This window comes from Stenotrophomonas sp. X (assembly GCF_055721025.1).
Window position 1 is genome coordinate 536,232 of record NZ_CM146756.1, and the last position, 20,525, is coordinate 556,756.

Sequence of the window (20,525 nt, forward strand, 5' to 3'; positions counted from 1 at the left end):
AAAGCGCCGGGCAATGCCCGGCGCCTTCTTTCATTTCGGCTGGTAACGCACACTCAACTGGTACTCACGGCCCGGCTGGTTGAACCACGCCACCGTCTCATACCTGCGGTCGAACACGTTGGCGGCACGCGCCAGCAGCGACCACGACGGCGTCAGCGCGTACTCGGCGCGCAGATCCAGCGTGCCGTACCCCCCCACCTTCACCGCGTTGGCGGCATCGTCATAGCGCTTGCCCGCACCCTGAACCGTCAGGCCTGCGCGGAAGTCCCCGAAACGCCGGTCGATGTCAAAGCGCGCGGTGTGCTGTGCACGACGCGGCAGCCAGTTGTCGAACTGCGTGCTGCCGCCGGTGCGGTTGCGTGGGTCGGTGTAGCTCAGCTGGGCGTTGATGTCGAAGCCGGCCAGCAGCACGCCACCGGTCAGTTCGGCACCGCGGATGCGCGCCTTCTCCACCTGCTGCATCCTGAAGGTCGCCGCATCGTAGGTGATCAGATCATCGATGCGGGTTTCATAGACGTCCAGGCCCCAGTGCCAGCCCTGTGCCTGCTGCGAAACGCCCAGGTTGGCGCTCTTGGACTTCTCCGGGTTCAACGTCGGCACACCGCTCCACGGGTCATACAGGTCGCTGAAGGTCGGCGCCTTGAACGCGGTGCCGTAACTGGCATTGACACGCAGGCCGTGGCCGAGCTCCATCGCCCAGCCGAGGCTCCCCGTGGCGTGGTTGCCGAACTGCTGGTTGTCGTCGTTGCGCGCGCTGGCCTGCAGCTGGTGGCGGCCGAAGCGTCCCTGGTACTGCACGAACACGCCGGTGTTGCGGCGGCTGTCGACCCGATATCCGGCACTGCTGCCATCCAGGTTGTCTTCGCTCCAGTCCACGCCGGTGCTCAGCAGCTGGCCTTCGGCCAAGGCGAAGTCACCCTGCAGCGAGGCACTGTCGCGGTGGGTCTGAGCGCTGCCACGGGCACCGAAGTCACCGAAGTTGTCCGACTCGTTGTCACTGCGCCCGACATTGGCGGTGAACGCCAGGCGGTCGGACGGGGTGTAGCGCACCTTGCCGGCCAGCACCTGCTGGCGGGTTTCCGAATAGTTGTAGTAGCCGTCGTAATGGTTCTTTCCGTCGGCACGCAATGCACTGCCTTCCACGCTCCATTGGTCGTTGAAGGTGTAGCCACCGCGCAGGCTCTTGGACAGGTTGCGGTAGCCATCGCGGTCATGTTCGTCGGCAAAGCAGCCGGTGAACAGCGTTGCCGAGCCGCGGCAGGCATCGATGCCATCGGAATGCTGGTAGGCGATGTCGGCGCCGAACCAGCCGCGTTCAGTCCCGCCACCGATCCCGCCGCTGGCTTCGCGCAGGCCGTTGCTGCCGCCACCGAGCTGGAAGTGCGGGGCGAAATCACCCTGGTTGCGGCGGGTGAAGATCTGGATCACGCCGCCAATGGCATCGGCGCCGTACAGGCTCGACTGCGGGCCACGCACGATTTCCACGCGCTCGATCTGCGCCAGCGGCAGGTCCTGGTACATCGCCAGGCCGAGGTCGGCACTGTTGATGCGCACGCCGTCGACCAGCACCACGGTGTGGCCCGAGTTGGTGCCGCGCAGGAACAGCGAGCTCTGCTTGCCGAGCCCACCGGCATTGGTCAGGTTGATGCCGGCGCGGCCGCGCAGCAGTTCCTGCAGCGAGGTGGCCTGGCTGGATTCGATCTGCGCGCGGTCGATCACCTGGGCCGGCGCGATGCTGTCCTGCAGGGCGATCGGGGTGCGCGTGGCGGTGACCAGGATCTGGTCGAGCGCGGTGGTGTCATCGGCGGCCTGTGCCAGCGCGGGCAGGGCGGCCAGTACGGCCAGGGACAGCATTCGGGACTGCAGCTTCATGGGGGACTCCAGGTGCCACGCACGCCCGCGTGGCGAAGGGGAGGAGCCGCGAAGGCAGGCACGCGCCGATGCCGCAGCGCACGCCACGGTCATCCAGCGCCATGCCCACCGCATCGCGACCTGAGGCTTCCGGGCCGGTCTCCGGGCTTGCCGCCGGGTGGCGCGAGGCCACCGTCCAGGCGCCTTCCCATGCCTGCGGCACAGTGGCGGTGTTGCCTGGAACTGACGTGCTTACCGTTGCGGGGGCAGCGCCGGCCTGGCGTGGAATCACGCGTCACCGGCTTCCCGTTTCAACCTGCCGGCCACGGCCGCAGGTCACCTGGAAGTGCGCGCAGTCTACGGCATCGCAGGCCGTCCCGTTGCGTCGCGGCTGCGCGGCTGCCTTTGCTGTGCCTTTAGAGCTGTGCCTTTAGAATGGTTGCTCGATCCCGTGGTGCCGTTACCGATGTCTGCCCGTTCTCCGTTGTACCTGCGTCGCCCGTCCGGGACGCACGCATGATCCTCGACCTGGTCCGCCACGCCGGCAACGGTCGCGATGAGTTCCTAGATGGCCGCAGCGATCCACCGCAGCTGGCCGGCCTGCCACAGGAGCTGGTCGACGCCTATGCCGAGCAACGCTGGGAGCGGGTGATCAGTTCACCGCGATTGCGCGCGCTGCACACGGCGATGGCGCTGGCCACCCCACGCGGGCTGGACGTCGAAGCGGACGAGGAATGGGAAGAACTGGATTTCGGCGATTGGGACGGGCAGTCGCTGTTCGACCTGCCGGAAGATGCGCTGGCCGCCTTCCACGCCGATCCGCATGCGTTCCCGCCGCCGAACGGCGAGAGCTGGGGTCATTTCGAGCGGCGTATCGCGCGCGCGCTGGATCGCCTGCTCGATGATGATGATCCGGTGCCGACGCTGGTGGTCAGCCATGGTGGCCCGCTGCGCATGGTGTTGTCGCAGGTCTGCGGCCTGCCGATGTCGCTGTGCTGGGCCCTGCGCATCGACCACGGCACGCGCCTGCGGGTGTGGCTGGAGCGGGGCGAGGTCGGGCTGGTGGGCGAGCTGCTGGAACTGCAGCAGCCCTGAGCTGCTCTTGTAGAGCCGAGCCATGCTCGGCTGCACTTCGATCAGAAAGGCCAGCCGAGCGTGGGCTCGGCTATACAGGAGGGCGCGGCTCAATCCTCGTCCGCGCGCTCGGCCACGTTGTCCTCGGCGTCATCGTCGGCATCGAAGCGCTGCTCATGCACCGGGCCCGACGCCGGGCCGGCCGCCTTCAGCGGATGCGCGGCGATGCGCGCCTCATAGTCCTGCACCAGCGCTTCACGCTGAGGCTCGCTCAGCTCCTGCCAGTGGCAGTCCAGCAATGCGCCTTCCAGCGAGTACAGCAGGTTCAGGCTGGGCTTGAAGCCGGCCCGCTTGACCTTGACGAAGGCGCCGACTGCGCCGATCGCAACCAGGTCCTCGCGGCTGCGCAGCCCGACCTGGCGCAGCCAGGCTGCACTCTTCGGGCCGATGTTGCGCAGCTTCGGTGCGCTCATCCCAGTGCCTCGACGAACACGCGGGCGATGGCTTCCAGGCCGGCCTGATCGTCGGCGTCGAAGCGGCCGACCTTCGGGCTGTCGATATCGAACACGCCGATCAGTTCATCGCCGCGCAGCAGCGGCACCACCAGCTCCGAACGCGAGGCCGAATCGCAGGCGATGTGGCCGGGGAAGGCATCGACGTCGTCCACGCGCTGGGTTACGCGCTGGCTGGCGGCGGCACCGCACACACCCTTGTCCAGCGGGATGCGCACGCAGGCCGGCAGGCCCTGGAACGGGCCAACCACCAGTTCCTTGCCGTCATACAGGTAGAAGCCCACCCAGTTCAGGTCGGGCAGGGCGTGATAGACCAGTGCGGAGAGGTTGGCCGCGTTGGCGATGCGGTCGGACTCGGCGTAGACCAGGCCACGGGCCTGTTCCAGCAACTGGGCGTATTGTTCCGGCTTGCTGCCGGTGAGCGAGGCATTGGCGAACATGCCCGCAGTCTAGCAAGTGCACCGGGCCGGCGATAATGCACACACTGTTGCCCTGTTGGAGCCCATCGATGCCGTTGCCCGCTACGCTGCCGCCCGCCCTGTTCGTTACCGGCACCGATACCGAAATCGGCAAGACCGCGGCCAGCACCGCGCTGCTGCATGCACTGCGCCAGCGTGGCCTGCGTGCAGTGGGCATGAAGCCGGTGGCCAGCGGCAGCGAGGATCTGGGGCAGGGCCTGCGCAACGAGGACGCGCTGGCGCTGCAGGCGGCCAGCTGGCCGGTGCCGGACTATGCCGATCTGAATCCCTATGCGCTGCGGCAGCCACTGGCACCGGAGCTGGCCGCTGCCGAGGACGGCGTGCAGGTGGAGCTGGCGCCGATCGTGGCCGCGTTCGAACGCCTGCGCGCGAAGGCCGATATCGTCGTGGTGGAGGGCGTGGGCGGTTGGCTGGCGCCGGTCTCGGCCACGCTGGACCAGCTCGACCTGGTGCGTGCGCTGCAGCTGCCGGTGCTGCTGGTGGTGGGCATGCGGCTGGGCTGCGTCAACCACGCGCGGTTGACTGCGCAATCACTGCAGGCCAGCGGCGTGGACTGCCTGGGCTGGATCGGCAACCACATCGACCCGGCGATGCAGCGCCAGGACGAGAACATCGCCACGCTGCAGCAGCGCCTGCCGATGCCGTGCTGGGGACGGCTGCCGCATCTGCCGGGGGCGGATGGTCAGATCCTGAGTACGCACCTGCTCGACTGACCTGCTTCCTGTAGAGCCGAGCCCATGCTCGGCTCAGCGGGGACCGTCAGCGAAGGGCAGCCGAGCGTAGGCTCGGCTCTACAGGAGCTGGCGCACTGCCAGCTCCCGCGCGATCGCACCCAGCCGTTCCACCGCACCGATGAAGCGTGCATCCAGGCTCTGGCAGCACGACAGCCGCAGGCAGTGGCGATAGCGCGCGCCACGCGAATAGACCTGGCCGGGCATGAACACGATGTCCTCCTGCAGCGCTCGCTCGAACAGCTCGCGCGTGTCCACGCCCGGCAGTTCCAGCCACAGCAGGAATCCGCCCTGTGGTTCGGTGGCGCGGGTGCCTGCCGGGAAATGCTCGGCTACCAGCTGGCGCAGCCGTCCCACCTGTTCGCGGTACAGGCGGCGCATGCGATGCAGATGGTGCTCGTAGCTGCCTGCTTCCAGATACGCGGCCACCGCATCGCCGAGCAGCTGCGGCTCGCCGCCGGTGGACTGGAACTTCAGCAGCGCGATGCGCTCTGCGAAGCGGCCGCCATCCAGCCAGCCGATGCGGTAATCCGGCGCCAGTGTCTTTGAGAAGCCACCGACCACCATCACCCAGCCATCGCGATCGAAGGCTTTCAGCAAGGGTGCCGGCGGCTCGCAGAACTGCAGCTCGGCGTACACCGCATCCTCGATCAGGGGCAGCTGCCGTGCGTTGACCAGCTCGGCCAGGCGTTGTTTGGCGGCGGTCGGCATGGTGCAGCCGAGCGGGTTGTGCACGGTCGGCATCACCACCAGTGCGGCCAGCGGCGTGTGCTCCAGCAGCGCATCCAGTGCATCCACATCCAGCCCGTGCTGCGGGTGGGTGGGCAACTCGATGGCCTGCAGGCCGAGGTTGGCCAGCAACGGATACAGGTTGAAGTAGGACGGCGCCTCGATGCCCACTGCGTCACCGGGCTGGGTGACCGCGCGCAACGCCAGCTGCAGGGCCTCCATCGCACCATGGGTCAGCAGGAGTCGCTCGGCGTGGGTGTGCAGGCCCATGCGCGGACTGCGGCGCACGATCTGCGCCAGCAGCCGGGGGGAGCCGTTGGGTCTCGCATAGGTCTCCACCGTCTGCTGGCCGTGGCGCAGCACCTGCGCGGTATGCCGGGCCAGCTGCGCGCCGGGATAGAACTGGCGACCACGTGGGCCGGCGAAGGCCAGGTCGACCACACCCGGGCGGCGCTGTGCTTCCAGTACCCGGGCCATCAGCACCTGCTGCAGCGGCGCAGTGGGCGCGGACGGGGTGTCGCGCAGCGAACGCTCCGGCACCGACAGCCGCGGCGCGACTTCGAAGCCCGCCTTCGGCCGCGGAATCACCAGCCCGGCATCTTCCAGCTGGCGATATGCCGCGATCACCGTGTTGAGGCTGAGCCTGCGCTGCGACGCCATCTGCCGCAGTGAAGGCAGGCGGCTGCCGACCGGAAGGCGACCGCCGTGGATGGCCTCGGCCAGTTCGTCGGAGAGCCGCTGGTAGCGTGGAGGGATCATCGTGACCTGGTCATCTGTATCCATCGAACATCCCGCCATCTGATGCTGTACCCATGATGATGGCGAGCCTAGCATGTCGTCGTCGGCCGGGCCTGATCGGGGCGTGGCCGGCGCATTCCAAGCGCACGGCGGGACCGCCGTGCGTCTTTTTTTGTGTGTAGAGCCGAGCACCGATCAGCCCCAGGGGAAATGCCGTCAGCGCATCGGCACCAGCACCGCCTCGCGCCGGTACAGCGCCGGAAACTGCCTGGCCAGGGCCGCCAGCTTCGGTGCGTCGTAGTAGCGGATGTAGGCGGCCTGCGGGTAGTTGGTCATGTAGTTCTGGTGGTAGCTCTCGGCCGGGTAGAAGCGCTGGCCGCTGACCAGCTGGGTGACGATCGGTGCGCGGTAGCTGCCGGCCTGGCCGAGCTGGGCGATGTAGGCACGGCTGGCCGCCTGCTGGCGGGCGTCATCACTGAAGATCGCCGAGCGGTACTGGCTGCCATGGTCCGGGCCCTGTCGATCGAGCTGGGTCGGGTCGTGCACCACCGAGAAGAACACCTGCATCAGCTGGCCATAGCTGACCTGGCGCGGGTCGTAGTCAATCTTTACGGCTTCGGCATGGCCGGTCTGGCCACCGCTGACGCGCTCATAGCGGGCATTGGCTGCACTGCCACCGATATAGCCGGACACCGCATTGCTCACGCCCTTGACGTGCTGGAACACGCCCTGCACGCCCCAGAAGCAACCGCCGGCAAACACCACGCTGGCGTGGGTGGCGTCATCGCGGAACGCCGCATCGCCGGTGGGGGCCGGCAGTGCCTGGATCTGCGCGCTGGCTTCGAACGGCGCCGCAGCCGCGCCGTGATCGACCAGCAGCACCCCGGCAATCAATGCCATGGCCACCAGGCCGGCAACACCGGCGGCGATGCCCTGTTCAAAGGAGAGTTTCATCATGTGCTCCCGGTTCAACCAAAGGTGAAGGCATAGGCCTGCACGCCCGCATCGAGGAATTCGATCTCGAAGCGATGCGGGCCGACCGTGCCGCGCTGGCGTACCAGCTGGTACAGGCGATGCTCGTCGACCACGCCACTGCCATCGGCGCCGACATCACTACCGGCATCGGCAGCGGGCAGCGCCTTGCCATCCAGCCAGACGCGGAAGCGCACCGGCGTGCCGTCGCGGCTGGGCGCCAGCACCAGGTGCAGGTCACGCGCATGGAACTGGAAGGCAATGCGGCCACCGGCCTGCTGCAGCTGTGCGGCTTCATCGGTGACGGTCCAGCGCCCCGACAGTCCCCATTGGTTCAGCGCCAGGGTGGTCGGCAGCGTGTAGTCGAACGCGCTGTTGCTGCGCTGTCCGCCGGGCGAGGCGAACTGCTCGGCACGGGCGTGGCCCAGATAGGTTTCCGGCGAACGCAGGTTGCCCATGTCGGCCTGCACGGCCACGCCTTTCAGGTCGGCGGCCGCAGGATCGGCAGGCGGCGGCAGGTTGGCCTGCCCGGCTTCGGTCAGCAGGCGACGGATCATCTGTTCCGAACGCGCGTAGTTGCCTTCGCCGAACTGGTGGCCGCGGATGTTGCCCTGCGCATCGACGAAGTACTGCGCCGGCCAGTAGCGGTTGTTGAACGCGCGCCAGATCGTGTACTGGTTGTCGAGCGCCACCGGGTACTCGACCTTCAGCTGCTGCACCGCCTTCATGACGTTGCGCGGGTCACGCTCGAAGGCGAATTCCGGCGTGTGCACGCCGATCACCACCAGGCCGTGGTCGCGGTAGCGGCGCTCCCATTCGTGCACGAACGGCATCGCACGCAGGCAGTTGATGCAGGAGTAGGTCCAGAAGTCGACCAGTACCACCTTGCCGCGCAGCTGCTGGGCCGTCAGCGGTGGGCTGTTGAGCCAGCCGGTGGCCCCGCCCAGCGCGGGCAGGGTTCCCTCGACCGGCAGCGGTGCATCGCCAGCGGCGTTGGCACCGGCCATCATCATCATCGGTGGTGCCGCCGGCTGCGCGCCGGGTACCGCGTCCAGCAGGCCCTGCTCGATACGCGCAGTGCTGACCGTGGATAGACGGGTCAGCAGGCCGGTATCCCAGCCCAGGCCGATTGCCACCACCGCCAGCAAGGCGGCCACGCCCAGCACCTTGCGCAGCACATCGCCGAGGCCAAGCCGCGCCTGCAGCGCACGGAACACGCGGCCACCCACCCATACCGCCAGCGCCAGCGCAGTGATCGCGCCCAGCGCATACGCCAGCAGCAGCCCACTGGTGCCAGCGCTGGCACCATGCAGGGCGGCACCGGTCAGCACCAGGCCGAGGATCGGACCTGCACACGGTGCCCACAGCAGGCCGGTGGCGATGCCGATCAGCAGCGAGGTCCACGCGCCGCCGCGCCCAGCGGCATCCGCGGCATCGGCGCGCGCGCTCAGACGGGCACCCACGCGCTGGAACGGCGCCAGCAGATGGTCGGCCAGTCGTGGCCACAGCAGGGCGACCGCGAACAGCGCCATCAGCAGCAGGGCGATCCAGCGCCCGACCTGGTTGGCCTGTGCTACCCATTGGCTGCCCACCGCGGCCAGGCTGGCGACCACGGTGAAGGTGAGCGCCATGCCCAGCAGCAATGGCAGCGTGCTGCGCAGGAACGGACGGTCGGCACGCGCGAACACGAACGGCAGCACCGGCAGGATGCAGGGGCTGAGCAGGGTGAGCGCGCCCCCCAGGTAGGCAAGCAGCAACAGCAGCATCGTCAGGCTCCGGAAACAGGGGAAGAACCGACCGGCACCCGCCAGCCGTCGGCAGTGCCATCCGTGGCGCCGGGAACGAACACCATCGCTGCACCGTTCATGCAGTAGCGCAGCCCGGTCGGGCGAGGCCCATCGTTGAACACATGGCCGAGGTGGCCACCGCAGCGACGGCAGTGCACCTCCACCCGCAGCATCCCGAAGGTGACGTCGCGGTCTTCGCCGATGGCGTTGTGCAGCGGCGCCCAGAAGCTGGGCCAACCGGTGCCGCTCTCGAACTTGGTGGACGAGGAAAACAGCGGCAGCGCACAGCCGGCACACGCGAAGGTGCCCTGGCGGTGTTCCTTGTTGAGCGGGCTGCTCCACGGCCGTTCGGTGGCCTGCTGGCGCAGCACCGCGTACTGCGCCGGGGTCAGGCGCTGGCGCCAGTCGGCATCGCTGTGCATGACCTCGAACTGTCGCGACGGGCGCGCTTCGGCGGCGGCGGGGGCGGCGCGGCTGCAGGCCCCCAGGCCGAGCAGGCCGGCGGCGGTGGCAACACCGCCCAGGCCCAGCAGATGGCGGCGGGACAAGGACATGGCGGACTCCGGGAAGGGGGTGACGGGGCCATGCTGCGCCCGCCCGGGTCAACGAATCCTCACGCAGGATTCAATTTTTCGTGAGGTATCGGCGGCCGTCCCGCGCCACAATGCAACCCGCCTCCCCACTGGCCTTGAGCTGACGATGTCGACCAAACGCGTGCTGATCGTTGAAGACGATGCCCACATCGCCGACCTGCTGCGCATGCACCTGGGCGATGAGGGCTACGACGTCGCCCATGCTGCCAGCGGCGATGCCGGCCTGCGCCTGCTCGAGCAGGAAGGTCCCTGGGATGCGCTGGTGCTGGACGTGATGCTGCCCGGCGTGGACGGGCTGCAGGTGTGCCAGCGCGCACGCGCGATGGCGCGGTATGTGCCGATCATCATCATCAGTGCGCGCGGCAGCGAAACCCAGCGCATCGTCGGCCTGGAACTGGGCGCGGACGATTACCTTGCAAAACCCTTCTCGATGCCGGAACTGGTGGCACGCGTGCGCGCGCTGCTGCGCCGCGCCGAGGCGATGGCGCAGAGCGCACGCATCGATGCCGGCGCGATCGAGCTGGGGGGACTGCAGCTGGACCCGGTCGCGCGCACCGCCTCGGTGGATGGCAAACCATTGGAGCTGACCCCGCGCGAGTTCGACCTGCTGTTGTTCTTCGCCCGTCACCCGGACCAGGTGTTCGCGCGCATGGAACTGCTCAACCAGGTCTGGGGCTACCAGCACGACGGCTACGAGCATACGGTCAACACCCATATCAACCGCCTGCGCAGCAAGATCGAGCCCGATCCGGCCAATCCACGGCGGCTGCTGACGGTATGGGGCCGTGGCTACAAGCTGGTCGACCCGGCCGGAGCGGCGGCATGATCAAGCCGAACCTGTGGCAGAAGCTGGCAGTGGTGACCGCTGCGCTGATGCTGACGTGCTGCATGGCGCTGCTTGCACTGCAGATGCGTGCCAATACCCGCCACGAGCAGGAGGTGGTACAGCGGTTGTCGTTGGGCCTGGCCGAGCACATCGCCCAGCGCAGCGAGCTGATGGATACCAGCGGCATGCGTGATGCGGCGGTGCGGGCGTTGTTCGGCCAGTTGATGGCGGTCAACCCCAGCGTCGAGGTCTACCTGCTGGATGACCAGGGTCGCATCCTCGGCCACGATGCACCCAGTGGGCACCTGGTGCGAAACCGGGTGGACGTGGCGCCGCTGCGCCGCCTGCTGGCCGGTGCGCCGTTGCCGATCCTCGGCGATGACCCGCGCAGCGCGAATGGTCGCAAGGTGTTCAGCGCGGCACCTCTGATCGTGCAGGGCCGGCCGGCGGGCTACGTGTACGTGGTGCTGGTCGGCGAGCACCGGCAGATGCTGGCCGACGATCTTGCCGCCGGCAGCCAGTGGAACACCACGCTGTGGTCGGTGGTGCTGGTCGGTGGCCTCGGCCTGCTGGCCGGGCTGGTGGCGTTCTACTGGGTGACCCGTCCGCTGCGGCGGCTGACCCGGCGCATCCAGGCCTTCGACATCGACGCACCCACGCCGTTGCCACCGCCGGAGCCGCTGCGCCCCGGTGAGCGCGACGAGCTGGTGATCCTCGAACACGCGCACGCGCAGATGGCGCAGCGGCTGGGCGAGCAGTGGCAGCAGCTGCGCCAGCAGGACCTGCAGCGCCGCGAACTGGTCGCCAACATCTCGCACGACCTGCGCACGCCGCTTTCGTCGCTGCATGGCTACCTGGAAACGCTGGCGTTGAAGGACGCCACGCTGTCAGCGGACGAGCGCCGCCGCTATCTCGGCATCGCGCTGGCACAGAGCGCCAAGGTCGGACGGCTGGCGCGCGCGCTGTTCGAGCTGGCGCGGCTGGAACATGGCGAAGTGCGGTTGGAGTGGGAGGTGTTCGCACTACCGGAGCTGCTGCAGGACGTGCTGCAGAAGTTCGAACTGGCGGCACAGGCGCGGGGCCAGCAGCTGCACGCGGCGTTCCCGCCGGGCCTGCCGCTGGTGCGCGCCGACCTGGGCCTGGTCGAACGGGTGTTGACCAACCTGCTCGACAACGCGCTGCGCCATGCACCCGACGGTGGACAGATCGAGGTGCGCCTGCGTGCGACTCCCGACAGCGTGGAGGTCAGCGTGGCCGATGACGGCCCAGGGGTCGCGCCGGCGTTGCGCACCCAGCTGTTCCAGGCACCGGCCGCGTTGGGCGCGCGGCGCGGCGAGAACGGCGGATTGGGGCTGTTGATCGTGCAGCGCATCGTGCAGCTGCACGGCCGCCGCATCGAACTGCGCGACAGCGAGCGTGGCGCGCTGTTCGTGTTTGCCTTGCCGCGTGCGGAACCGGCGGCCTAGCAGGCCGCTTCGCATTCGACGATGCCGCCGTTCTCCAGCGGCAGGTGCAGGCGGATGCAGGCACCGCCGAGCGCCGAATCGGTCACTTCGACGTGGCCGCCATGCTTGTCGGCCACCACCTGCACCAGCGCCAGGCCGAGGCCGAAGCCGGGACTGCCCGGGTCCAGCCGGACGTAGGGCTGCAGTACCTGACCGCGCAGTTCGGGTGCGATGCCGGGCCCGTCGTCCTCCACCTGCAGGCATAGCCAGCCGTCATTGACGGTGCTGGCAATACGGATCTGCCGGCGCGCGTAACGCAGTGCATTGCCGAGCAGGTTGCGCAGTGCCAGCTCCAGCATGTGCCGGTTGACGTTGACCAGGCGCACCGGCGACAGCGCCTGCTGCACCGGCATCGGCAGCGGCGCGAACTGGGCGACCACGCCACGCACCAGCGCCGCCAGCTGCAGGCGCTGGCGGGTCGGCTGATGGCAGCGGCCCAGTGCGGCGTACTCGACGCCGGCATCGGTCAGGTGCTGCAGCCGATCCACATCGGCGCGCAATCCGCCCAGTGCATCGCGCTGCCCATCATCCAGCGCGGTGTCCTCCAGGTCGGCCAGGCCGAAACGCATCCGCGCCAATGGCGTGCGCACTTCGTGCGCCACCGCCTGCGCCAGCACACGCTGGCTTTCCAGCAGCTGCTGCAGCTGCTCGGCCATGTGGTTGAAGGCATTGGCCAGTGGCCGCACCAGCGCGGTGCCCGCACGTGGCGCTCGCGTGTCCAACTGGCCATCGCGCATCTGCCTGGCCGCCTGTGCCAGCTGCGAGACGTCGCGCCACAACCGATAGACCATCACGTACATCGGCAGTGCCACCGCCACCATCAGGATCAGCAGCAGGATCGCCACGCCGGACACTTCGCTGTCCTGCCAGCCCTCGTCCGGCAGCGCTTCGTCCAGCGGCCCCAGGATCACCGCGTAGTCGCTGTCACCGATGCGCTGCAGGCTGCGCATGTGCTCCAGGTCGATCTGCACGCGGCCGTTGTTGAACGGCGGACGTTGGCTGGCCGGCAACGCCCTCACTGCCTCAGCCAGCGGCACCATGCGCAGCGCGTAGGCGAAATCGGCGTCGAGTTCGCGTGCCAGCACCGGCCACTGGTCGCGCGGGGTTTCGGCGAAACGGTGCTGCAGCAGCGCATGGGTGCCACGCATCTCGGCCTGCAGACCAGCTTCCGTGCGGTCTTCCAGCAGGGCATCCCAGGCCCACAGGCCCAGCACGATCAACAACAGGTGGGCGACCAGGAAGCCGACGCCGTAGCGCAGGAAGTGGAAGGCGTGGCCGCGCATCGCCGAGGGCGTGCGCTTCATCCCCATGCCGAGCGGCTGAACAGGTAGCCGCGGCCACGGACGGTCTTGATCCGTTCCGGCTGCTCGGGGTTGTCGCCCAGTTTGCGGCGCAGGCGCGAGATGCGGGCATCGATCGAACGGTCCAGGCCGTCGAAGGCGATGCCACGCAGGCCGCGCAGCAGCGCGTCGCGGTCCAGGATCTGGCCGGCGTTGCTGGCCAGCAGGAACAGCAGGTCGAACTCGGCCGTGGTCAGCTCCAGCAGGCTGCCCTGCAGGTGCACGTTGCGTGTGGACGGGTCGATGTTCAGCTCGCCGAAGCGCAGGCTGCCGTCACGCGGTTCGACCCGGCGGTGGCGGCGCAGGTGGGCGCGCAGCCGCGCCAGCAGCACCCGCGGTTCGATCGGTTTGCCGATGTAGTCGTCGGCCCCCAGCTCCAGTCCCAGCACCTGGTCAATGTTGTCGGTGCGGGCGGTCAGCACGCAGATGATGCCGTCATAGTGAGGGCGGATCTGCCGACACACTTCGAAACCATCCTGGTCGGGCAGGCCGACATCGAGCAGCACCAGCGCCGGCTTTTCGGCCAGGATCCGGGCCACTGCCCGCTCGCCGCTGCGTTCATGGGCGACCTGGTAGCCATGCCGCTGCAGGTAGTCACTGACCATCGTTCCCAGGCGGGCATCGTCTTCGACCAGTACGATATCCAGCATTTCCAAGGCCTCCGTAGGCGCAGACGTACCGCCACGGCACGAGCGCGGCGATGCTATCCCAGCCATCGGGCCGCCCGGGTGCCGGGGGCGGGCGCCATTCAGCCGGGGTTGCTGGCGCACGGGCCGGGTCTCAGTCCCGGCAACGACTTGCCGCCCAGCATAGCCTGCCGCTGTTACAAAACGTTACCTTCGTGATACGGCGGGTGACGATCGCTGACAGCAAAGCGACTGACGCGACGGGGCCTGCGGCCGAGCATGGAGTCTTCTCCGCTCCGCGTGCCGTCCCCATGTCGCCCGCCGCCCCCTGCCTGCTGAACCCGTACCGCCGCCGCCAGTGCGGAGGCTCCCGATGAGCGGCGTGGTCGGGGCCTGGCTGCCGCCCGCCGAGGACGAGCAGCTGCTGCAGCAGCTGGCGCCAATGCTGCGCGCCCTGCAGCAGCGCGGCCGGGGGCGCATCGGCTACTGGACCGACGCCGAGGCCGGCCTCGCGCTGGGCCACTGCCGGGCGCCGACCGATACGCCGTTGCAGCCGCTCAGCTCGGACTGCGGTCGCTACGTGCTGTGCCTGGACGGCCGCCTGTACAACCGCGCTGACCTGCAGGCGCAGTTGCGCGATCTGCCACGCAGCTGCAGCGATGCACGGCTGCTGCTGCAGGCGATCGTCGAATGGGGCGTGCAGCGGGCGCTGGCGCGTATCGAGGGCGCCTTCGGTTTCAGTGTCTGGGACCGCGAGTCGCGCGTGCTGTGGCTGGCCCGTGATCCGGTGGGCGAGCGGCCGCTGTATTACGGCTGGTGCCAGGGCCGGTTTCTGTTCGCCTCGGAGTTGAAGGCGCTGCAGGCTTTCGCCGGGTTCGCCCCGAGCATCGACCAGGATGCGCTGAGCCTGCTGCTGCGCCACGACTATGTGCCGGCGCCGCACACCATCTACCGCGGCATCCACAAGCTGGTGGCGGGCGCGATGCTGCGCATCGATCTCAGCGACCATGCCGCGGGTTGCTCCAGCCAGGCCGCGCAGGGGGGCGCGCGTTACTGGTGCGCACGCGAAGCAATGCAGCGTGCATTGCAGGAGCCGCTGCAACCGGCGCCGAGCCTGGAACAGGCCACCGATCAGCTTGAGGCGGTACTTCAGAAAGCCATCGCTTCACGCATGCACTCGCCGCTGGCCTGTGGCGCGTTCCTGTCCGGTGGCACCGACTCCTCGCTGGTGACGGCGATGATGCAGGCCCAATCCACCCTGCCGATCGAAGCATGGACGGTCGGCTTCGACGATCCGGGACATGACGAGAGCGACTGGGCGTCGCAGGTCGCGCGCCATCTGGGTGTGCAGCATCACCTGCACCGCATGGACGCGCGCCAGGGCCTGGATCTGCTGCAGCGCCTGCCGCAGGTCTGGTGCGAACCGTTCGCCGACGCGTCGCAGCTGCCGACGCTGCTGGCCAGTGAACTGCTGGGGGCACGCAAGCCGGTGGCGCTGACCGGTGACGGTGGCGATGAACTGTTCTTCGGCCACCCCAGCTATGGCCGCGCGCTGCGCAATGCGCGCCTGTGCGGCGGCTTGCCGGACTGGGTACGCGACCTGGCGCGGCGCAGCGGCAACCGCATGAACGCTGAGCGTGGTCGCCTCGGAGGATGGCGTGCATTGGTGGCCGAGGTTGCTGCCAACGATGTGGAAGGCCACTACCTGCAGCGGGTGACCCGCTGGCGGCAGCCGGCGCAGGTGGTGCTGGGCGCGCGTGAACCGGTGACGATCTTCCAGCAGCAGGACACGGCGCTGCCGGCCGAAGCGCGCATCCAGTTGCTGGATTTCCGCATGGACCTGGCCGAGGGCATTCTCGCCAAGGTTGACCGTGCGGGCATGGCGGCGGGCGTTGAAACCCGTGCGCCGCTGCTGGACATGGAGGTGGTGCGACTGGCCTGGCGCCTGCCGCAGCACCTGAAATACCACGATGGCGAACACAAACTGATTCTGAAGCACCTGTTGGCACGCTACCTGCCCGAGCCGCTGGTGTACCGTCCCAAGCGCGGCTTTGGCCCGCCGATGGCGCGCTGGCTGGCCGGTCCATTGCGCGATTGGGCGGAGGCGCTGCTGGACCCGCAGCTGCTGCGCAACCAGGGCTGTTTCGATGCGGCGCGCGTGCGCGGCATCTGGGAAGCGTTCCTGCGCGGCGAGCGCAAGTGGCACACGCACCTGTGGAACGTGCTGATGTTCCAGGCGTGGCACCAGCACTGGCACGGTGGTCGCGGGCGCTGAGGTTCGTTCGCGGTTTGTTCTGCGGGGCGCAGGGCGGAGACCCTTGCGTACGAATGTCCTCCGGCGCCGGCCGTTGGCCGTCACCTCCCCCTCTACTTCGTACGCAAGGGCCTCCGCCCTGCGTTCGAAATCTATCGGCGCTTTATTGAAGGCAGCCTGCTCGGTGCCTTGGCCGCCGCAAGCCGAACCTCGTCGGGGCGGGCAGGGGTCTGGGCAAAGTAAAGGAGGAGGTGACGGCCAACGGCCGGCGCCCGGGGGACATTTGCCCAGACCCCTGCCTGCCCCGGCGGGGCCCTTCAATTCGCGGCGAATCGAAACGAAGGCACGCGTGCGGTGGGTTCATTCTGCGTGGCGCAGGGCGGAGGCCCTTGCGTACGAATGTCCTCCGGCGCCGGCCGTTGGCCGTCACCTCCCCCTTTACTTCGTACGCAAGGGTCTCCGCCCTGCGTTCGAAATCTATCGGCGCTTTATTGAAGGCAGCCTGCTCGGTGCCTTGGCCGCCGCAAGCCGAACCTCGTCGGGGCGGGCAGGGGCCTGGGCAAAGTAAAGGAGGAGGTGACGGCCAACGGCCGGCGCCGGCGGACATTTGCCCAGGCCCCTGCCCGCCCCGGCGGGGCCCATCAGTTCGCAGAGAGTCCAAGCGAGGAAGCGCTATTCAATCCAGAAGCCAGGCAAAAAAAGACCCGGCAGAGGGAGGGATCTGCCGGGTCCGGATTGCATGGGGGGAGGGACCCATGCAATGAGCGTTGCGTCGCGTCAGTGACTGTTCGCGTCCGCCGTTGATTCGTTGTAACCCTGCACCAGTTCGGACCAGGCCTTGCTGGCCTGCAGGCCGAGACCGACCACATCCTGCTGGGCCTGGCCCAGCCGCTGCAGGTTGTCCTGCCACAGCTGTGCGCCCCTGTTGAGCATCCCGGCCGCGTCGTCGCTGCGGGCCAGTTCACCCAGCCAGCCGCCGGTCGCGGTCAGGTTGCGCTCCATCGCCTTCAACTGCACGCCGAACATGCTTTCCGCGTTCTCCAACGCCAACCGGTTCGCGCGGGTTGCAGCGGCGGCGAGCTGGCGGGTGGCATCACTGAAGCGATCGCTGAAGGCGGCGGCCATGGGGCATCAGGGAGTGGCTTGATGCATTGCAGCATACGCCCTTGATGCGGCAATGCAACAAAAATAACAAAGGCGCTCAGGGCGCCTTTGAAAAACCTTTCAGATCAATGAGTTGATCAGGCCGTCGGACCGCGGTAGCGGCAGCCGGAGGTGCAGGTTTCGTGTACGGTGATCTCGCTCAGCGCCGGCAGGCTGGGCTTGAGTTCGTTCCAGATCCACACCGCCAGGTTCTCGCTGGTCGGGTTCTCCAGGCCGGGGATGTCGTTGAGGTAGTGATGGTCCAGGCGGTCATAGATGGGCTGGAAGGCCGCCTTGACGTCGCCGAAGTCCATGATCCAGCCGGTCTGCGCGCCGGGCTCGCCCTCGACCCTCAGTTCCACCCGGAACGAGTGGCCGTGCAGGCGCGCGCACTTGTGCCCCGGCGGCACGTTGGGAAGGCGGTGCGCCGCCTCGAGCATGAAGACTTTGAAGATTTCCATGGCGCAATTGTACGCCGCAGGTGGCCGACCATCCTGAGTGGATGTCGGGCTTTCGTGAAGTAACTCTTTCCATCCGGATGAAGAGATGATAGCTTCTCTTATATCCGTATGAAGAGATGTTATTGGCCGGACCCGGGCCAGGCATGGACTACTGCGGAACTTCGTCGTCCTTACCACCTCCCCACATCGTCATGCCCAAGCACACCCTGCTCGTGGCGGCCCTGGCCGTCGCTCTGGCCGCGCCTTTGTCCGCCGCCGCCGAAAACTCCGCCGACGCCGTTGGCGACGCCAATACCCTGGCCGCCGTGCGTGTCACCGGTTCCAATATCAAGCGCACCGATACCGAGGCCTCCAACCCGGTGCAGGTGATCGGTCGCCAGCAGCTGGAACAGACCGGCAAGGCCACCGTGGCCGACGTGCTGCGTTCGATCTCGGCCAACACCGGCAACGCCGCCAACGAAACCACCAACAACGGCTGGGCGTCCGGCTCGGCCGGCATCGGCCTGCGCGGCCTCTCGCAGAAGAACACGCTGGTCCTGCTCAACGGCCGCCGCCTGGCCAACTACGGTTTCCCGGCCGGTGGCCTGTCCGACACCTTCGTCGATCTCAATGCGCTGCCGCTGGTCGCGGTCGAGCGCATTGAAGTGCTCAAGGACGGCGCCTCGGCGGTATACGGTTCCGACGCCGTGGCCGGCGTGGTCAACATCATCACCCGGCAGAACTTCGAAGGCGCCGAGATCGGCGGCAGCTTCGGCGGTGCCGACCAGGGCGGCCTGCACGAGCAGAACCTGAAGTTCGTCGGCGGCCTCGGTGATCTGGACACCGACGGCTACAACATCCTCTTCAGCCTGCAGGGTTACAACCGCGAGCGTCTGGACCAGGACGAGCGCAATCTGACCCGCAGTGGCATCTACACCGACAAGCCCGGTGGCCGCTGGAACGGCTGGTCGGCCAAGGGCGCACGCTACCTGGTCAACGGCGTGTCGGTGCCGATGCTCGATGCCAACGGCAACTGCCCGGCCGGCACCACCCGCGTTGCCAGCGCGCCGATCGATGGCCTGTCCGGTAATACCTGCGGCTTCAACCAGGCACCGTTCACCACGCTGATCCCCTCGACCAAGCGTTACCAGGCCTACGCCAACGGTACTTTCCGCCTGAACGACAACGTCGAAGCCTTCGGCGAGGTGCTGTACAGCCAGATCAAGAGCGCCGCGTGGTTCGGCAGCAGCCCGTTCTTCACCCTGGAGAGCGGCCGCTTCGCACTGAACGCGGACAGCGGCCTGGCCGAGCCGGTGTCGTCGCTGCTGCCGGCCAGCAATCCGTATAACCCGTACCGCCGTGCGATCCCGATCGAGTACACCTTCTTCGACCTCGGCGGCACGATCAAGACCAACCGCTCAACCGCCTATCGCGGCGTGTTCGGCCTGCGCGGCACCACGGCCAACTGGGACTGGGAAGTGGCTGCATTCGGTGCGCGCAGCAGTGAGCGGGAGAGTGTGTCCGGCGGGTTCGCCAACCGCTGGGCGCTGGCCAATGCACTGTCCACGGGCAGCTACAACCTGCTTGACCCGGCAGCCACGCCGCAGTCGGTTCGTGATTCGATCAACATCGCCACGCTGCGTCCGGCCGAGTCCAAGCTGCAGGGCGTCGATGCGAAGATTTCCGGCAGCCTGGGCCGCACCTGGGCCGGCGAGATCGGCTTCGCCGCTGGTGCCGAGTGGCGCCGCGAGAAGCTCGATTCCAACAACCCGTGGCAGATCGATGCCGGCCTGCAGGTGCGCCCGGCCATCGCAGAAGTACATGGCCAGCGCCAGGTCAGTGCCGCCTACGCCGAAGTGAACGTCCCGCTGGCCTCGACGCTGGAGCTGTCCGCCGCTGCACGCGCCGATCACTATGATGATTTCGGCGATGCGTTCTCACCGAAGATCGGCCTGCGCTGGCAGCCGCTGGACTTCCTGCTGGTACGTGCATCGGCCTCGAAGGGCTTCCGTGCGCCGTCGCTGTCGGAAAACTCCAACAGCACCAGCATCGCCTATGGCAGCGTGGTCGATCCGCGTGATCCGGACGTGCCGGGCTCGCGGCAGAACCCGACCTTCTTCACCGTCGGCAACAACGCATTGAAGCCCGAGCGCACCAGGAGCGTGAACTTCGGCGTGGTGCTGTCGCCGTGGGCCAACACCAATCTGAGCGTGGACTACTACCGCATCCAGCTGGACAATCTGGTCGGCACCAACAACACCCAGACCCTGGTCAACGACAACGTGGCCGGTGCCGTGCAGCGCGACGAGCGCGGCAAGCTGCAGGCGGTCTACAACCGCTACCAGAACCTGAGCGAGCTGAAGACCTCGGGCATCGACGTCGAACTGCGCCAGCGCATCCCGACCGCGGTGCTGGGTGACTTCACCGTGTCCTCGGCCTACACCCACGTGGGCGACTACCGTCGCCCGACCGTGGTCGGTGGCCCGCTGGTCGACTACGCCGGCAGCAACCTGGGCGCGACGCTGCCCAAGGACAAGGCCACCACCACGCTGGATTGGAAGTACGGTGATTTCAACGCAGCCGTGACCTGGTACTACACCAGCAGCTACCGCCAGGAAGCCAGCACCGCCGCCAAGGCCGTGCAGCAGCGCGTTGGCAGCTACAGCCAGTACGACCTGTACCTGGCCTACACCGGCATCGACAAGCTGACGCTGTATGCCAAGGTGCAGAACCTGGCCGACAAGACGCCGCCGTACGACGCCTCGTTCCCGGGCATCCGCGCGCCATACGACTTCAGCCAGTACGACCTGCGCGGCCGCTACTTCACGCTGGGCTTCGATTACCGCTTCTGATCCATCCGCCGCGGCCGGCCACCTGAAGGGACCGGCCGCGCAACTGTCTGCCGTTGTGTTCCAGGGGAGTCAC

At 68.0% G+C, this 20,525-nt stretch carries 17 protein-coding genes and 1 riboswitch; of the genes, 6 read left to right on the plus strand and 11 right to left on the minus strand.

From position 1 onward, the window contains the following. Positions 1–30: 30 nt before the first annotated feature. The gene (gene btuB / locus ACZ75I_RS02435) at positions 31–1,872 is read right to left on the minus strand and encodes a TonB-dependent vitamin B12 receptor (RefSeq protein WP_472958660.1); all 1,842 of its coding nucleotides are present in this window, start codon (positions 1,870–1,872) and stop codon (positions 31–33) included. 115 nt (positions 1,873–1,987) lie between these two features. Next, positions 1,988–2,210: riboswitch (cobalamin riboswitch) on the minus strand. Positions 2,211–2,367: 157 nt separating this feature from the next. Here btuB and ACZ75I_RS02440 point away from each other — a divergent pair. After that, a complete protein-coding gene (locus ACZ75I_RS02440; RefSeq protein ID WP_180866780.1) occupies positions 2,368–2,946 on the plus strand; it encodes a histidine phosphatase family protein in 579 nt (192 codons plus the stop codon). A gap of 89 nt (positions 2,947–3,035) precedes the next feature. Here the strand turns inward: ACZ75I_RS02440 and ACZ75I_RS02445 are convergent, their stop codons facing one another. Beyond that, positions 3,036–3,398 carry a TfoX/Sxy family protein gene (locus ACZ75I_RS02445; protein WP_053498035.1) on the minus strand — a complete coding sequence of 121 codons (363 nt, stop codon included), beginning with the start codon at positions 3,396–3,398 and terminating at the stop codon, positions 3,036–3,038. Continuing rightward, positions 3,395–3,877: a GAF domain-containing protein gene (locus ACZ75I_RS02450; protein WP_004140850.1), complete on the minus strand. Its 483-nt coding sequence runs from the start codon at positions 3,875–3,877 to the stop codon at positions 3,395–3,397. The genes ACZ75I_RS02445 and ACZ75I_RS02450 overlap by 4 nt, the downstream gene beginning before the upstream one ends. A 68-nt stretch (positions 3,878–3,945) precedes the next feature. Between ACZ75I_RS02450 and bioD the strand changes: the two genes are divergently transcribed. Continuing rightward, the gene (gene bioD, locus ACZ75I_RS02455; protein ID WP_061478648.1) at positions 3,946–4,629 is read left to right on the plus strand and encodes a dethiobiotin synthase; all 684 of its coding nucleotides are present in this window, start codon (positions 3,946–3,948) and stop codon (positions 4,627–4,629) included. Between the two features lie 78 nt (positions 4,630–4,707). On the opposite strand, the gene ACZ75I_RS02460 is transcribed toward bioD, so the two are convergent. From ACZ75I_RS02460 to msrB, 4 genes are all read right to left on the minus strand, one after another. Next, positions 4,708–6,159 carry an aminotransferase-like domain-containing protein gene (locus tag ACZ75I_RS02460; RefSeq protein WP_180866778.1) on the minus strand — a complete coding sequence of 484 codons (1,452 nt, stop codon included), beginning with the start codon at positions 6,157–6,159 and terminating at the stop codon, positions 4,708–4,710. Between the two features lie 171 nt (positions 6,160–6,330). Then, a complete protein-coding gene (gene msrA / locus ACZ75I_RS02465) occupies positions 6,331–7,068 on the minus strand; it encodes a peptide-methionine (S)-S-oxide reductase MsrA (RefSeq protein ID WP_346476273.1) in 738 nt (245 codons plus the stop codon). A gap of 14 nt (positions 7,069–7,082) precedes the next feature. Beyond that, positions 7,083–8,852, minus strand: a complete 1,770-nt coding sequence (locus ACZ75I_RS02470; protein ID WP_346476272.1) for a cytochrome c biogenesis protein DipZ — start codon at positions 8,850–8,852, stop codon at positions 7,083–7,085. A gap of 2 nt (positions 8,853–8,854) precedes the next feature. After that, the gene (gene msrB / locus ACZ75I_RS02475) at positions 8,855–9,427 is read right to left on the minus strand and encodes a peptide-methionine (R)-S-oxide reductase MsrB (RefSeq protein WP_005415145.1); all 573 of its coding nucleotides are present in this window, start codon (positions 9,425–9,427) and stop codon (positions 8,855–8,857) included. Positions 9,428–9,572: 145 nt separating this feature from the next. Between msrB and ACZ75I_RS02480 the strand changes: the two genes are divergently transcribed. Further along, on the plus strand, positions 9,573–10,292 hold the full coding sequence (locus ACZ75I_RS02480; RefSeq protein ID WP_111097235.1) for a response regulator transcription factor: 720 nt from the start codon (positions 9,573–9,575) through the stop codon (positions 10,290–10,292). Further along, positions 10,289–11,758 (plus strand): sensor histidine kinase, encoded by a 1,470-nt coding sequence (locus ACZ75I_RS02485; protein WP_154350184.1) that lies wholly within the window; start codon positions 10,289–10,291, stop codon positions 11,756–11,758. Before ACZ75I_RS02480 ends, ACZ75I_RS02485 begins: the two co-directional genes overlap by 4 nt. Here the strand turns inward: ACZ75I_RS02485 and ACZ75I_RS02490 are convergent. Both ACZ75I_RS02490 and ACZ75I_RS02495 read right to left on the minus strand, forming a co-directional pair. Beyond that, positions 11,755–13,101 (minus strand): ATP-binding protein, encoded by a 1,347-nt coding sequence (locus ACZ75I_RS02490; RefSeq protein ID WP_346476271.1) that lies wholly within the window; start codon positions 13,099–13,101, stop codon positions 11,755–11,757. The genes ACZ75I_RS02485 and ACZ75I_RS02490 overlap by 4 nt on opposite strands. Continuing rightward, positions 13,098–13,787 carry a winged helix-turn-helix domain-containing protein gene (locus ACZ75I_RS02495; protein WP_004141029.1) on the minus strand — a complete coding sequence of 230 codons (690 nt, stop codon included), beginning with the start codon at positions 13,785–13,787 and terminating at the stop codon, positions 13,098–13,100. The genes ACZ75I_RS02490 and ACZ75I_RS02495 overlap by 4 nt, the downstream gene beginning before the upstream one ends. 349 nt (positions 13,788–14,136) lie before the next feature. Here ACZ75I_RS02495 and asnB point away from each other — a divergent pair, with 349 nt between their 5' ends. After that, positions 14,137–16,038 carry an asparagine synthase (glutamine-hydrolyzing) gene (asnB, locus tag ACZ75I_RS02500; protein WP_472958661.1) on the plus strand — a complete coding sequence of 634 codons (1,902 nt, stop codon included), beginning with the start codon at positions 14,137–14,139 and terminating at the stop codon, positions 16,036–16,038. 756 nt (positions 16,039–16,794) lie between these two features. Here asnB and ACZ75I_RS02505 read toward each other — a convergent pair. Beyond that, the gene (locus ACZ75I_RS02505; protein WP_061480483.1) at positions 16,795–17,142 is read right to left on the minus strand and encodes a phasin family protein; all 348 of its coding nucleotides are present in this window, start codon (positions 17,140–17,142) and stop codon (positions 16,795–16,797) included. Between the two features lie 116 nt (positions 17,143–17,258). Continuing rightward, positions 17,259–17,621, minus strand: a complete 363-nt coding sequence (gene queD / locus ACZ75I_RS02510) for a 6-carboxytetrahydropterin synthase QueD (RefSeq protein ID WP_472958662.1) — start codon at positions 17,619–17,621, stop codon at positions 17,259–17,261. Between the two features lie 191 nt (positions 17,622–17,812). Here queD and ACZ75I_RS02515 point away from each other — a divergent pair, with 191 nt between their 5' ends. Continuing rightward, on the plus strand, positions 17,813–20,452 hold the full coding sequence (locus tag ACZ75I_RS02515; protein ID WP_472958663.1) for a TonB-dependent receptor: 2,640 nt from the start codon (positions 17,813–17,815) through the stop codon (positions 20,450–20,452). The last annotated feature ends 73 nt before the right edge of the window (positions 20,453–20,525 follow it).